At 64.7% G+C, this 14,158-nt stretch carries 9 protein-coding genes and 1 pseudogene; 6 read left to right on the top strand and 4 right to left on the bottom strand.

What is annotated here, in order from left to right; genetic code table 11:
- Nucleotides 1–135: 135 nt before the first annotated feature.
- Nucleotides 136–5,184 carry a trifunctional serine/threonine-protein kinase/ATP-binding protein/sensor histidine kinase gene (locus JKP78_RS08565; RefSeq protein WP_200626538.1) on the bottom strand — a complete coding sequence of 1,683 codons (5,049 nt, stop codon included), beginning with the start codon at nucleotides 5,182–5,184 and terminating at the stop codon, nucleotides 136–138.
- A gap of 239 nt (nucleotides 5,185–5,423) precedes the next feature.
- Here JKP78_RS08565 and JKP78_RS08560 point away from each other — a divergent pair, with 239 nt between their 5' ends.
- The 3 genes from JKP78_RS08560 (at nucleotide 5,424) to JKP78_RS08550 (ending at nucleotide 7,316) form a co-directional block, all read left to right on the top strand.
- Nucleotides 5,424–6,416, top strand: coding sequence for a response regulator (locus JKP78_RS08560; protein ID WP_200626537.1), 993 nt, complete (start codon nucleotides 5,424–5,426; stop codon nucleotides 6,414–6,416).
- Complete coding sequence (locus JKP78_RS08555; RefSeq protein ID WP_170033717.1) at nucleotides 6,413–6,781, top strand: response regulator transcription factor; 369 nt, start codon at nucleotides 6,413–6,415, stop codon at nucleotides 6,779–6,781. The genes JKP78_RS08560 and JKP78_RS08555 overlap by 4 nt, the downstream gene beginning before the upstream one ends.
- A gap of 106 nt (nucleotides 6,782–6,887) precedes the next feature.
- Nucleotides 6,888–7,316 (top strand): DoxX family protein, encoded by a 429-nt coding sequence (locus JKP78_RS08550; protein ID WP_186684083.1) that lies wholly within the window; start codon nucleotides 6,888–6,890, stop codon nucleotides 7,314–7,316.
- 67 nt (nucleotides 7,317–7,383) lie between these two features.
- On the opposite strand, the gene JKP78_RS08545 is transcribed toward JKP78_RS08550, so the two are convergent.
- Nucleotides 7,384–8,874: a YifB family Mg chelatase-like AAA ATPase gene (locus JKP78_RS08545; protein WP_200626536.1), complete on the bottom strand. Its 1,491-nt coding sequence runs from the start codon at nucleotides 8,872–8,874 to the stop codon at nucleotides 7,384–7,386.
- Nucleotides 8,875–9,126: 252 nt separating this feature from the next.
- Here JKP78_RS08545 and JKP78_RS08540 point away from each other — a divergent pair.
- Nucleotides 9,127–11,173: pseudogene (locus JKP78_RS08540) on the top strand (DUF4034 domain-containing protein).
- On the opposite strand, the gene JKP78_RS08535 reads toward JKP78_RS08540, so the two are convergent.
- Nucleotides 11,127–11,480, bottom strand: coding sequence for a gamma-glutamylcyclotransferase family protein (locus JKP78_RS08535; RefSeq protein ID WP_186684088.1), 354 nt, complete (start codon nucleotides 11,478–11,480; stop codon nucleotides 11,127–11,129). The pseudogene JKP78_RS08540 and the gene JKP78_RS08535 sit on opposite strands and share 47 nt — an antisense overlap.
- Entirely contained in the window at nucleotides 11,481–11,747 is a 267-nt protein-coding gene (locus JKP78_RS08530) for an accessory factor UbiK family protein (protein WP_186684089.1), read from the bottom strand.
- A gap of 398 nt (nucleotides 11,748–12,145) precedes the next feature.
- Here JKP78_RS08530 and glnK point away from each other — a divergent pair, with 398 nt between their 5' ends.
- Entirely contained in the window at nucleotides 12,146–12,484 is a 339-nt protein-coding gene (gene glnK, locus JKP78_RS08525; protein ID WP_002555808.1) for a P-II family nitrogen regulator, read from the top strand.
- 47 nt (nucleotides 12,485–12,531) lie between these two features.
- A complete protein-coding gene (locus tag JKP78_RS08520) occupies nucleotides 12,532–13,863 on the top strand; it encodes an ammonium transporter (RefSeq protein ID WP_200626535.1) in 1,332 nt (443 codons plus the stop codon).
- The last annotated feature ends 295 nt before the right edge of the window (nucleotides 13,864–14,158 follow it).

Raw genomic sequence — 14,158 nt, 5'->3', positions numbered from 1 at the left:
CTGTACGAAAAGCCTTGATACTTGTTCATGCTGCGTTGAAAACAGCCTCGGAATGCTCATGTACTCCAGTACACTCCGCTTCCTCGGCTGTTTTCGCCTTGCCTGACCTGCGTCTCAAGACTTTTCGTAGAGAGCCTAGGAAGGATTCACCGGCAGGGTGAAACGAATCCGGCAGCCACCCAGCTGCGACACCAGCGCCTGCAACTGCCCGCCGTGCGCCTGGGCCACCGAGCTGCAGATCGCCAAACCCATGCCCATGCCACCGGTCTTGGTGGTATGAAACGCATCGAAGACACGCTCGCGCTCGTCCGCAGCGATCCCCGGCCCATTGTCGTCCACGCAGATCTCCACGCCATCCTCGACCAGCGCCGAGGCAATCCGCAGCAGCCCATCGCTGCGATACCCCGCCAACGCCTCCAGGGCATTGGTGATCAGGTTGAATACCAGCTGTTGCAACTGCACCGGGTCTGCCATCACGCACACCCCGGCCTGCAACTGTGTCTGCACGTCGACCCGGCTCCTGGTGGCATCGGCCGAGGTCAGGCGCACCACCTCGCGGATCAGCTCGTCGAGCTTCACCGCCTTGAGTTGCATCGGCGACTGCTTGGCCAGCGCCCGCAACGCCCGCACGATGTTGGCGGCCCGTTCGCTGTCATTGCGGATGTCTTCCAGGCCGGCAATCGCTTCTTCCAGGTCGGGTTTGGCGCGTTTCAGCCAGCGCAGGCTGGCTGCGGCGTTGGAAGCGATACCCAGCAGCGGCTGGCTGATTTCGTGGGCGATGGATGCCGACAGCTCGTTCATCACCTGCAGGTGCGCGCTGCGCGCCAGCTCGGCCCGCGAGCGGCGCAGTTCGGCTTCCATCTGGGCGCGGGTCTGGTTGTCTTCGGCCAGGCGGGTATAGAACTTGGCGGTTTGCAGCGACACCGCTGCCTGTGAGGCGAGGATTTCCAGCATGGCCAGGCGCTGGCTGCCGAACAGGTTCGGCACCAGGCGGTTTTCCAGGTACACCAGGCCGATCAGCACGCCCTGGATTACCAGTGGCAGGCACAGCACCGAGCGGGCATTGCGCGCCTGCAACTGCTGGCGGAAAGCCTCCGGGCAATCGCTGAGCGCATCGTTGAGTACCAGCGGCTTGCGGGTGCGCATGGTGGCGTTGATGACCGACAGCGGCGCCTGGGTCATGAACTTCTGGCAATTGTCCATGCTCACGTGCAACCCGTCATCGTCGATGTAGGCGAGGGCGGCCATCTGGAACTCGGCGCCGCTGACGATCAGCAACACACCATGATCGGCGCCGGAGTGCTGGGTCAGGTGGCCCATCAGGGTTTCGATCAGGCCTTCGAGCAGCACTTCCTCGGACAGCGCGCGCGCGGCTTCGATGCCGGCTTCCAGGTCCAGCTTGGCCTGCTGGGTGGCGCGATAGGTCTCCTGGATTGGCTGGGTGCGCAGGAACGGGTGCAGCGTCTCCAGCTGGTGCACCTTGCCGGTCGCGCCCCAGATATGGAAGCAGTCGCGGGCGATTCGCAGGTGCAGGTTGGCGCCGGAAATCAGGCCGCTGGGGATGCACACCTCGGCCAGTTGTTCATGGGCCAGCGCCTGCTCGTGGATGAAGCCGGCGGCGGTGGCAGCGATCTGCGCCTGGTCGAAGCAGCGGATCGCGGCCAGGCCGTCGCCTTCGAGCTTGGCGATCATGCCTTCGACCAGCAGCAGCTTGTTGCGGAAGGTGGCCGGGTTGAATCCGGCCCAACGGCTGAAGCGTTCACGCACGGCCTGCAGCTCGCGCAGCTTGTCGGCCAGGCAGCCGGGTGCCTCCGGGCTGCCCAGGGCCAAGCCGCGGAACAAGTGGTAGTCGGCCAGGTTGATATGCGCCGGTGCTGCCCACGCGTTGTCAGCGGCCAGTGCCAGGTTGCGCATGGCCTGCGCAATATCGCCCATGTAGAAGGCGCCCATGCCGCTGAACAGGTGCTGGAAGAACCGCGTGGTGGGCGATTTCGACGGGCTAGCCGAGGCCGGGCAGGGCATGCCGCTCAGGGTGGCGACGACCGCTTGCTGGGCCTGCAGGATCTGTTCGACATCGCGGTAGCCGTGGCGGCGCACGGTGGCCAGGCCTTGCGCCACTTCGTCGATCACTTCCGGCAGATAGCGGCCCATGAACAGCGAGTCGGAAACCAGGTGGTTGCAGGCATAGCAGCTCATTGCCAGATCGCCGCTCAGGCGCGCTGAATCGACCGCATCCAGCGCAGTGCGGCGGGCGAACTCCATGGGCGAAGTCCAGGCGCTGACCTGGTCCAGGGCCAGCAGCACGCTGGTCAAGTCAGCCTCGAAACCGTGCCGTTCGATCAGCTTGAGCGCGGCCAGGCAGCAGGCATGGCCGTCATGGTAAGCGCCGAACCGCTCGGCAATCATTACCCCATACCAGGCCATGCCGTAGGTACTGCCTGGGGCAACGCCGTGCAGCAGCGATATCTCCATGAGTTTGGCCAGGTGCAGGAAGCAGATGTCGTCCTTCACGAAAAACGATGATGACAGCGTGGCCAGCAGGCTGATCGCAACCGTTACCTCCTCCGAGTCGGTGCGCGGCAGCGATTCCAGGCAATGCCGGCCTTGTTGTTCGACCAAAGCCTGTACCTGGGCATGACTGGCCTCGACCTGTTGCCAATCGACGCCCCGTACCGGGCTCATACCCAGCAAGTCCAGGCCGGACAGGGCGCTGTCGATAGCCGCCTGATAGTCGCCGCGCAGGGGTTGCAGCAGCGCCTGCAGCCGGCACGCTCGTGCCTGGTCCAGCAACGAGCGTGCGCGCTGGCGGCACTCGGTGAGGCGCGCCTCGGCGGTGCCCGTCCGCGACAGCTGGATATCGCACTCGGTCGCCATGCAGGCGATGGCAAAGCCATGCGTGGCGCGGCTTTCCCGCGAGGCACAGTGGTGCAGCAACTGCTCGGCGGTGTGCAGATAGTCAGCGGCTTGCTCGAAGGCGCCGCCGTCGCGTGCGCGTGCTGCGGCTTCGCGCAAAAGCTGCAGGAACGCTTCGCAGTCATCCGCTGCAAACCCGCATGGGCTGGCGCGTTGCAGCTGGCTGGCGAGTTCGAACAGCACCTCGTGCAGGTACTCTGGCCAAGCCTTGCGCATGGCCAGGGCAATGCGGGCATGCAGCGAGGGGCGCTCGTGCTCGGCGGTCAGCGCGTAAGCGGCTTCCATCACGCGGTCATGCGTGAAGCTCAGGCCGTTCTGGCCCGGTTGCAGGAAACCCGCGCCAATCAAGGCTTTCAACGGTTCGCCTGGCGGCTGCGCGAGCACCTGCCGGAGCAGGCGTTCATCGCAGCGGCTGCCCGCCGCGCTGGCGACCCGCAACAGCTCGCGTTGCGCTGCCGGCAGGCGCGCCAGGCGCTGCACCATCAGGTCGGCGACATTGTCGGCGTAGCAGTGTCGGGCCACGGCCTGCAGGGACCACGACCAGCGCATGGCCTGGGTGTCGAAGGTGAACAGCTGGTCTTCGACCATGGCCTTGAGGATCTGGTTGATGAAGAACGGATTGCCGGCGGTCTTGTCGTGCACCCGTTCGGCCAGCGGCAACGCGTCCGCGGTGGCGACGTGGTAGCGCTCGCCAATCAGCTCGGTCACCGCCTCCACAGCCAACGGCTGCAGGCTCAGCGTGGTGCTGCGCAGCGCTGCGGGTATGGCCAGCGGCGCGCTGCTGGCGCACGCGTCGTTGCAGCGGGCGAAAATCAGCAACAGGTTATCGGGCGCGTCAGCCAGCAGTTGGGCCAGCAGTTGCCGGCTGGCGTCGTCGGCCCATTGCAGGTCGTCGAAGAACAACACCAGCGGTTGCCCAGGGCGGCTGAACACCTGCAGGAATTCGACGATCGCGTGCGATTCCTTGTGCAGCGCAAGGCGCGTGAGCTTGGCCGGTAGTTGGGGCAGCGGGCCGAGGATGAGTTGCAAATCCGGCGCCAGTTTGCCGAGCAGGCGGCCATGGCCTTTGATGCGGCGCAGGATCTCGCGACGCAGGGTGTCGAGGTCCTGGCTGTTGGTGGCCAGCAACTGGGTGGTCAGCGCACCGAGGATTTCCACCCAGGGCGTGTAGGGCACGGCCTGGTCCAGGCTGTTGCATTTGCCGACGGCCCGGTAGCCCTCGACGTCGGCCTTGAGTGCGGCTTCGACCAGGCTCGACTTGCCCATGCCGGCAGCACCGTTGACGAGCAGTACCTGTGGCTTGCTGTCGCGGCGCATGGCCTTGAGCAGCAGGGCGATGGCTTGCTGTTCGGCGCTGCGACCATACAGGCGTGCGCGGCTGGGCGCGACCGGGTCGGCGCAGCCTGGAGTGAAGGGCGCTATGGCTTGCGTGGCTGCCCACTGCCGCTGGCAGTGAGCCAGGTCCACTGCAAGGGCGCGCGCGCTCTGGTAACGGGCGTCCGGCTCTTTGGCCAAGGCCTTGGCCAGGATCAGGCTGAGGGGGTGTGGCACGTCGCTGTTCACATCGCAGGCCGCTCGCGGCTGTACGCCGGCATGCAGCTGGCGCCAGTGCTGGGTGTCGCGCCCGGCCAGCGGCAGCTCGCCCAGCAATAGCTGGTAGAGGATTGCGCCCAGGGCATAGATGTCACTGCGGCGGTCGCTGCTGCTACCGTGCGGGCAAACCTGTTCCGGTGCCAGGTAGGCCCAGTTGCCGGGCGGGGTACCCTGTTCGCTGATCCGCTGTGCCGGGTCGGCGCGAAAGAAGCCCAGCCGCACCCGCTGCTGGGCACGCAGGCACACATGCTCGGGCTGCAGCGCACCGTGCAGTACATTGCGTTCGTGCGCCAGCGCCAGTGCATGCGCCGCATTCACTGCGATGTCGAGAAACGGCGTCAGCGCCACGGGGCCTTCAGCGATCAGGTCGGCGACTGAGCGGCCAGCCGGATACACCAGCAACGGGCCTTCGGCCGAGCGCACGAATGCCGACGGGATCACCGCCCACTGCGGGTCCAGTTGCAGGCGGTAGTCACGTTCCAGGCGCTGGCAGGCAGTGGGGGCCTCGAGCGGGGCGCGCACCGCAATCCAGGCCTGGTGGGTAGCCGGGTCGCGCAGGCGGAAGTAACTGAGCTCACCTTCCTGGCCCAGTGCGCTGATCTCGCATCGGTTCAGCCAGCCCTCATCGATTGACTGGTCGTAATCGATGGGCCTGTGGGCAAGGCGTTCATCGAGCATAGAGCACCCCCTGCTAGCGACATCCCGAGGCGCGAGTATACGCAGCGAGCCCAGCAAGGATGCGGGTTGCAGCTTGCTTGGCAGGAACGGGCACGCTGTTGTCCGTTATCGTCCCCTTGGGGCTGGCGGGCTTTTGTATAGTCCTCAAGCCAACCTATCCCTCGGGATAGTTGTCTGAACGCGTACGCTGGCCTAGGCTGCCCAGGCAGCGAAAACGCCCGTGCCCGCGCGAGGAAGCCATGATCCGAATAGGCAATGCCCAGGTGTCGCTGGAGCGGCGCGAAGTCTTTGTCGACGGCAAGCCGATCCTGCTGGGTGGGCGTGCGTTCGAGGTACTGGCCACTTTGATCAGGGCCAACGGCCGGGTCGTCGGCAAGGAAGAGCTGTTCAGCCAGGTGTGGGCCGGCACGGTGGTCGAGGACAATAACCTGCAGGTACAGGTGTCCTTGCTGCGCAAGGCCTTTGGTGACCGTGGGCTGATCCAGACCGTGCCGCGTCGGGGTTATCGCCTGGCCGCCGAAATCAGCCTCGAAGTGCCAGGCCAGGCGATGAGCAAGGCATTGCTGCGCAGCGTGGCCGAGACCGTCGAGCCGCTTGGTGAGCGCTTGGAGGTGCCGGTGCTGGTCGTGGATGACGACCCGTCGGTGCGCACTGCTCTGGGCCGCCTGTTGCGCTCGCAGGACATCCCGCATCACTTGTTTGCCAGTGCCGAGGCGCTGTTCGAAGCCTGCCTGGAAACGCCCTGTGCCTGCCTGCTGCTGGACATGCACCTGCCCGGCACCAGCGGCCTGGAGGTACAGGAGGCACTGCGCCGGCTGGCGTTGCCCTGGCCGATCGTGTTCATGACTGGCTTCGGCACCATCCCGATGACCGTCCAGGCCATGCGTGCCGGGGCGGTGGAATTCCTGACCAAGCCGTTCGAGGAAGACCAGTTGCTGACCCTGTTGCAGGCGGTGCGCAGCCGTGCCGTGACCGAGGGGCGCAAGTGGCACCACGCGCGGCAGGTCGAGGAAAAGTACCAGCGCCTGACCCAGCGTGAACGCCAGGTGTTCTCGCTGGTGGTCGGCGGTTTGTCGCACAAGCAGATCGCCCGGCAGATCGGCACCAGCGAGGTGACCACCAAGGTGCACAAGAAGAACATCATGAACAAGATGCAGTCCCGCTCGCTCGTTGAGCTGGTGGCCATGCACAACGTCCTCGGAGCACGACCTGAGGGCCTGGGCGGCGCATGAGCAGAGGGGTGTGCATCGTCGACGACGATGCGTCGGTGCGTAAAAGCCTGGCCAACCTGCTGCGTTCGGCGGGCTTCGAGACCCTGACGTTTGCCGCGGGGGAAGCCTTCCTGGCATCGCCACTGGCGGGCGAGGCGGGCTGTGTGTTGCTGGACCTGAAGATGCCGGGCATGAGCGGGCTGGAGGTACAGCGTGAGCTGGCGCAGCGGAGCTGGCGTTTGCCGGTGATCTGCATGTCGGCGCACTGGGATGATGGCTCGGTGCAGGCGGCGATGGGGCAGGGGGCGCTGGCCTGCCTGGGCAAGCCGTTTTCTGAAGAGGTGTTGCTCAAGGCGGTAGAACAGGCACTCGCCGGTAGCCGGTGATGCGCGGGCTCCGCACCAATACGGCAGTCGACCCAGCACATCTGCACAATCAATTTACCTGGCGCTGCGCAATGCTCCCGGGCTGATCGACCAGAGAGCCAGAGTCATGCCTCGCCTGAAGCCTTTCCTTGATGCCCCATCGCCACGCCTGACCGACAGCGGCCTGTTGTTCCTGCGGGTCATGGCCGCCTTGCTGCTGCTGTTCATCCATGGCCTGCCCAAACTGTTGAATTGGAGCGCAGAGCTGCAGCGCATTGAGGACCCCTTCGGTCTTGGCGCATCGCTGACGTTGGGGCTGGCAGTATTTGCCGAAGTGGTCTGCCCGCTGCTGCTGATGCTGGGGGTGGCCGCACGCCTGGCTTGCCTGCCGGTGCTGGCGGTATTGCTGATAGCGCTGGTGGTGGTGCACCCGGACTGGACGCTGGAGCAGGGGCAGTTTGCCTGGTTGCTGGTGGCCCTTTATGGCGGGCTTGCCTTGACCGGGCCGGGAGCCTATTCGGTTGCCGGGCTTTGCTGCCGGAGCAAGGTTGCCTGACGGATGTTTAGGCCGCTTTGCGACCCATCGCCGGCAAGCCCCACAGGTAAAGCGCAGCCCTGACAAGCTAACTGCTCCCCGGCCGGTACTGCAGGGCCTCGGCCAGGTGCGCCCGGCCAATTGCCTGGCTACCTTCCAGATCGGCCAGTGTTCGCGCCACCTTCAGCAAACGGTGCGCCGCGCGCAACGACAGGGTCAGCCGTTCACACGCACTCTCCAGCCAGGCCTGGTCTGCCGCTGCCAGTCCGCAATTACGGCGCAGCCCGTCAAGGTCGAGAAACGCATTGGCGCATCCTTGCCGTCTTTGCTGGACGTCCCGTGCCTCGGCAACCTTGGCGGCGACGTCGGCACTGGTTTCACCGCAAGGCTGGTTGTTCAGCGTGGTGCTCTCGCGGGCCACGGTCAGGTGCAGGTCGATACGGTCCAGCAACGGCCCGGACAGCTTGTTGCGGTACCGCGCGATCTGCTCGGTGCTGCAGCGACAGCGCCCGGTGGGATCGCCCAGGTAGCCACAAGGGCACGGGTTCATTGCCGCCACCAACTGGAACCGGGCGGGGAAGCGCACCTTGTCGCGGGCCCGGGCAATCACGATCTCGCCGGATTCCAGGGGCTCGCGCAGCACTTCCAGTACCCGCCGTTCGAATTCCGGCAGCTCATCCAGAAACAGCACACCATGGTGGGCAAGGGTGATTTCGCCCGGCTGCGGTCGGCTGCCGCCACCGACCAACGCCGGGCCGGAGGCCGAGTGGTGCGGATCGCGAAAGGGCCGCTGCGGCCAACTGCTCAGCGGTGTATGGCCACTCACCGAGCGGATCGCAGCCACTTCCAGCGCCTCGTGCTCGTCCAGCGGCGGCAGCAGCCCCGGCAGGCGGCTGGCGAGCAAGGTCTTGCCAGTGCCGGGTGGCCCGGTGAACAACAGGTTATGCGCCCCGGCCGCGGCCAGCAGCAATGCGCGCTTGGCCGCCAGCTGGCCTTGCACCTCGCTCAGGTCCGGGTAGGGGCGTTGCTGCAGTATCAGGCCGTTGGCGGCATAAGGCGGCAGTGGTACCTGGCCGTTCAGGTGGGCGACCAGTTCCAGCAGATGCCCCACCGCATACACCACCAGACCGCCAGCCAGGCTGGCTTCCTCGGCATTTTCCCGCGGCACCACCAGCGCCCTGCCTGCATCGCGTGCTGCCAGCGCTGCGGGCAGCACGCCCTGAACCGGGCGCAGCTTGCCAGACAAAGCCAGTTCACCCAGGCATTCAAGTTCGGTTAACGGCGCCGTTGGCACCTGGCCATCGGCGGCCAGGATGCCCAGGGCAATGGCCAGGTCGTAGCGCCCGCCATCCTTGGGCAGGTCGGCGGGCGCAAGGTTCTGGGTGATGCGCCGCGGCGGGTAGTTCAGCCCGGAATTGACAATGGCGCTGCGCACCCGGTCCTTGCTTTCCTTGACCGTGGTTTCCGGCAGGCCGACCAGGGTGAGATGGGGCAAACCATTGGCCAGGTGAGTTTCGACACTGACCGCTGGTGCCTGTACGCCCACCTGGGCGCGGCTATGGACGAGGGCTAGGGACATGGACGCTCCGTTGTCGCTGGAAAAGGCCGCTTCCTGCGGCTTTGCAAGCATAGCGGGCACCCTGCAGGCCAGCGCAGGAAGTGTGCTTCCGGGTTTTGCGAGGCAGGTTTTGTTGCGGACTTTGATGCGCTGCAGAGAATGGATCCAATCACTTTGCGCAAGTGCCAGGTATGGCTTAGTGTTATTGGGCAACAGCGGTTGCCATGGGATGGCACCGCAGCTTCCTTCAAATGGACTTGAGGTGGTGCTCTCGTGCAAACGCTAACCCGCACGCGACAGGTAATCCGCGACCTGGTGCAGGCCAACGCATTCGTTGAACTCAACCGCTTTTTCGACACCCTCGAAGGGCAATGGCGGCAAGCCCCGCCCGGTGAATTTCCCCTCTATTTGGCAGCTGTCGAAGGGCATCTGCTGACCGACCTGGACTGCCAGGGTGACAAGGCCCTGAGCCAGGTGCTCAAGGCGTGGATCGACGCCTGCCCCAAGGCTTATCACCCCCAGGTGGTCATGGGCTTTCACTGCTTCCAGCGGGCTTGCCAGGTGCAGGAAAGTGGCAGGCACAACGCGGCGCGTGCGCTGGCCGTCGAGCAGATCTGCGAAACCGCGACCGCGCACCTGCTACGGGCCATGGGCCGCTCCACCCAGCCCGTGGCGGCAGCCATTGGCATGCTGCATGTCTGTGCCCGGTTTCGTGAGCCGGGCTGGCTGGCCGAACTGTTCCAAGGGCAGCCGGCGCGCTACCGGCCCAGCGCTCACGCTGATGTGGAAGTGCAAGAGGCCGTGGCCCCGATTCTGGTGAGGCACGGGTTGCAGCCATTGGCCGAACTGCCGCAGGCATTGCCAGCATGCCTGGGCTGGCGAGCCGAGCGCGAAAGCCAGGACCCTCGCTATTACTGGTTGCGCCATGCCCTGGCTGCGCGCCCCGGTTGCTTCGAGGCGGTTCAGGCCTTGGCTATTTACCTGCAGCCTCGACCGGGTACCAGCCCGGATGCGATCGAGTTGCTGGCCAATGGTCCGCTGTGCGAAGCGTGGGACGAGACCATGCGTAATGCGCTGCGCTGGATGCCTGTCGAAGAGCGGCTGACGCTGCCCCATGCTGACCAATTGCAAGCCATTGCCGAGTGGCAGCAGCTGTTCGAAGCCTGGTCGCAGCGCCCGCTGAGGCCCAGGGAGCGTGCCGTCCTGCTGGGCTGGCGCGGGGCGTTGTACAGCCTGGTGTTGCAAGACCCTTCTGGCGGCATGCGTGACATCGCCGCGAGCCTGGCGTGCCAGGCTGATCTTGCGGCCATTCCGGCCATGGGAGCGCCTTTTCGCTGTCTGGTCGAACTCATACTGCTGAACGGCATGACCGATGAAAAGCAGCTGTTACGCAGTGCCATCGAGCAGCTGTGCGAGGGCCGCTCGCATGCAGCCGCCTGCGCATTGCGTGCCGCCGGGCACCGCTTCGGCCTGTGGGGCTTGACACGTTCCGACGAACAGGCCAAAGCCTGGGTACAGATTGCGGTAAAGCGCCAGCGTGCGGGCCGGGCGCCGGGTTTCGGAGTGCTCGACGCGGCACGACTGCTGTGGGCAGGTAACCGGCATGAAGTGGCCTGCTATCTGTACGAACGTTTTGCCGAGCTGAACCTGCCGGGGGCGGCCCTTGCACTGTACGGCTTGTATCACGGCGAGCTGGGCGACACCCCTGAGCAATACCTGGATGACGAGGCGGCCCGGCACTGGCTGCAGCGCGCCGTGGAGGCGGGCAGCCGGCACGCCAAGTACGAACTGGCCCGTCTGCGCATGGAGGGCGATGAAGACCTCAACGATCGCGATGCCATGCTGGCGGTCCGGCATTTGCTGGTCGACGCGCTGGGCAACGCGCAGACCAATGCACAAGCGCGTTTGCACCTGGGGATCTTGTTGCGTCAGTTTGGCGAGCCGCAGGAGCGGGCCGAGGCGGTCGCCTACCTGCTGAGCCTGGTCGAGCACCCCGACCCATGGATTGCCGGGCGCGCCAGCGCCGAGCTGGGGCTGGCCTGGATGCAGGGGCGCGGTACCCGCAAACAAAGCCGTTTTGCCGCCATCGAATGGGTGAACCGGGCCGCCACCTTGCAGCCGGGGGATTCGGCCATCGGCGAAATCCAGGCCGAGATCCTCAATTCACGCAACCGGGTGAAGACCTTGTTCACCCAGTGCGGTGCGGCCTTGTTCCGCGGCACCCTGCACGCCAGCGAGCTGCCGCCCGTGTGAACGGTGCAGCCTGGAGGGGTTCAGGCGCGCACGTAGACCCAGGCAGTCAGGCCCGAGGCGAGGGTGACGGCGATGCGCTTGTAGTCAGCGACTTCATAGCGGTCGGCAGCCGCCAGCTCTTCTTCGCTGATCTGGAAGACCATGCCGGCGACGCTGTCGTCGGCCTGGCTGCTGGGGGACACGATGGGGTGGTGGGTCTTGCCGCTGGTCGCCAGCACGGCCGGGTCGGTAATTTCGACCCAGTCCTGCCGGTAGCCAGGCATCCGGTCGGCCTGGCCAGTCAGCTCGCGGCCGAAATTGGCCAGTTGCACGGCCTTGTCCTGCAAGGTGCCGTAGGAGAACAGCAGTACCGGGTATGCGCTGGAGGGCTGCATTCAGTTGTCCTGTGGGTTCGGGTTCAGCCGTGCTTCCAGCTCGGCTACTTGTTGTTCCAGGGCTTCGAGGCGGGCACGGGTGCGCGCCAGCACGACCATCTGGCTGTCGAATTCATCGCGGCTGACCAGGTCCAGCTTGCTGAAGGCACCTTGCATCAGCACCTTGAACTGGCTTTCCAGTTCGGCACGGGGCTGGGCGGTATCGCTGCTGAACAGGCGCGAGGCCTGGTCGCTCAGGGCGTCGAGGAGGGCTTTGGGCGCGAGCATGGTTCGGCTGTCCACTGATACTGGGAAATGGCCGGCAGTGTAACACGCACAAACCGGGCCTTTGAGTGGACGTTGGCCAGTGCTGCAGGAACGCGCAGTTGCACATTTTTCGAGCAAGGCGGCGAACCGCTACGCACCGAATTTGTGCATGTTTCCGGTGCTGGCGACTGGCCAATCCCCACTTGTTCCCATAAGCCGCTGTTTTCTCGTGGCTTGGTAGAACTGGCAAGGTTTCTGCAAAGACCACTACGAGCCATGCACTGATGCGGTTCTTTGTGACCAGGCAGTGCGCATGCGGAGCCGGATGCCGACGACGCGTTACAAAGCCAACTGCTGCGCTTAGACTTGAGACGGGTTTGTTTTCCTGGGGCAAGTCCACCAAATCGGGAGAGAGTTTCATGAAGCTAGTCACAGCCATCATCAAGCCGTTCAAGCTGGACGACGTGCGCGAGTCGTTGTCGGAAATCGGCGTGCAGGGCATCACCGTCACCGAAGTCAAAGGCTTCGGTCGGCAGAAAGGCCACACCGAGCTGTATCGCGGTGCTGAATATGTGGTCGATTTCCTGCCCAAGGTGAAGATCGATGTCGCCATCGATGACAAGGACCTTGATCGGGTAATCGAAGCCATCACCAAGGCAGCCAACACCGGCAAGATCGGTGACGGCAAGATTTTCGTGGTGAATCTGGAGCAGGCGATCCGAATCCGTACCGGCGAAACCGATACCGACGCGATCTAAGCAGCAAAAAAAGCCTCACCAAACCCAACGCCCCAGGAGAAAACAACATGACTCTGCGTAAGATCGCAGGGCTAGGAGCCCTATTGTCCCTCGTAATGCCCGGGCTTACCCTGGCAGAGGAAGCTGCCCCAGCGCTGAACTCCGGCGACACCGCCTGGATGCTGACCGCAACGGCGCTGGTGCTGTTCATGACCATTCCAGGCCTGGCCTTGTTCTATGGCGGCATGGTGCGTTCCAAGAACGTGCTGTCGGTGATGATGCAGTGCTTTGCCATCACTGGCCTGATGAGCATTCTCTGGGTCATCTACGGCTACAGCATGGCCTTCGATACCAGCGGTATGGAAAAGGGCGTGCTCAACTTCAATTCCTTCGTCGGTGGCTTCTCCAAGGCGTTCCTCAGCGGCGTCACGCCCGGGAACCTGACCTCGGCCACCGCGCTGTTCCCCGAGGCGGTGTTCATCACCTTCCAGATGACCTTCGCCATCATCACCCCGGCGCTGATCGTCGGTGCCTTCGCCGAGCGCATGAAGTTCTCCGCGATGCTGGTATTCATGGGTATCTGGTTCACCCTGGTCTACGCGCCGATCGCCCACATGGTCTGGAGCGGTGACGGTGCCCTGATGTGGGACTGGGGCGTACTGGACTTCGCTGGCGGCACCGTGGTGCACATCAACGCCGGTGTCGCTGGCCTGGTCTGCTGCCTGGTGCTGGGCAAGCGCAAGGGCTACCCGACCACCCCGATGGCCCCGCACAACCTGGGCTACACCCTGGTGGGCGCGGCCATGCTGTGGGTCGGCTGGTTCGGCTTCAACGCAGGTTCGGCCGCTGCCGCCAACGGTACCGCCGGCATGGCCATGCTGGTGACCCAGATCGCGACTGCCGCTGCCGCACTGAGCTGGATGTTCGCCGAGTGGGTTGGCCACGGCAAACCGAGCGCCCTGGGTATCGCTTCGGGCGTGGTCGCCGGCCTGGTCGCGATTACCCCGGCTGCCGGTACCGTGGGCCCGATGGGCGCCTTGGTGATCGGCCTGGCCGCAGGTGTGATCTGCTACTTCTGCGCCACCAGCCTGAAACGCAAGCTGGGCTATGACGACTCGCTGGATGCCTTCGGCGTACACGGCATCGGCGGTATCGTCGGCGCCATCCTCACCGGCGTGTTCGCGGCCCCGGCACTGGGTGGCTTCGGTACCGTGACCGACATCGGCATGCAGGTCTGGATCCAGGCCAAAGGCGTGATCCTGACCGTGCTGTACACCGCCATCGTCACCTACGTGATCCTCAAGGTGCTGGATGTGGTGATGGGCCTGCGGGTCAACGAAGAAGAAGAGTCGGTCGGCCTCGACCTGGCTCAGCACAACGAACGCGGCTACAACCTGTAACCGCGGCGCGGTAAAAAACTTGCCCGGCTTGCCGGGCATTTTTTTTGCCAGATTTTTAGCATTTCGCGTACGGCAAACGGTTTATTCGCTACGTTTGCGACGTGGGCATAAAACTTACAAAACGTAGAGCGTTCAGGGTGCTTTGCTTTTTCTTCTGGCGCGCTAGAATGCGCGCCGAAGGGTGTTTGACAGTTGTCCGCACGCTTCGCCAGCCTTTGCTAGGCTTGCCAATAGCGAGTGGCCAGCAGGGGCTTATGGATTTGTCAGGTCCTGCCAGGAGCAGGGTCTGCTGGGT

This window comes from Pseudomonas sp. LAM2023, assembly GCF_016620375.1.
In the GTDB taxonomy this organism is placed as follows: domain Bacteria; phylum Pseudomonadota; class Gammaproteobacteria; order Pseudomonadales; family Pseudomonadaceae; genus Aquipseudomonas; species Aquipseudomonas anuradhapurensis.
The sequence above is the reverse complement of the archived record's forward strand: the minus strand, read 5'-3'. Positions and strand labels throughout refer to the sequence as shown.

Coding starts and splice junctions, on each gene's coding strand:
- glnK (WP_002555808.1), top strand. CDS start 12,146: ATGAAGCTAGTCACAGCCATCATCAAGCCGTTCAAGCTGGACGACGTG.
- JKP78_RS08560 (WP_200626537.1), top strand. CDS start 5,424: ATGATCCGAATAGGCAATGCCCAGGTGTCGCTGGAGCGGCGCGAAGTC.
- JKP78_RS08550 (WP_186684083.1), top strand. CDS start 6,888: ATGCCTCGCCTGAAGCCTTTCCTTGATGCCCCATCGCCACGCCTGACC.
- JKP78_RS08565 (WP_200626538.1), bottom strand. CDS start 5,184: ATGCTCGATGAACGCCTTGCCCACAGGCCCATCGATTACGACCAGTCA.
- JKP78_RS08535 (WP_186684088.1), bottom strand. CDS start 11,480: ATGCAGCCCTCCAGCGCATACCCGGTACTGCTGTTCTCCTACGGCACC.
- JKP78_RS08545 (WP_200626536.1), bottom strand. CDS start 8,874: ATGTCCCTAGCCCTCGTCCATAGCCGCGCCCAGGTGGGCGTACAGGCA.
- JKP78_RS08530 (WP_186684089.1), bottom strand. CDS start 11,747: ATGCTCGCGCCCAAAGCCCTCCTCGACGCCCTGAGCGACCAGGCCTCG.
- JKP78_RS08520 (WP_200626535.1), top strand. CDS start 12,532: ATGACTCTGCGTAAGATCGCAGGGCTAGGAGCCCTATTGTCCCTCGTA.
- JKP78_RS08555 (WP_170033717.1), top strand. CDS start 6,413: ATGAGCAGAGGGGTGTGCATCGTCGACGACGATGCGTCGGTGCGTAAA.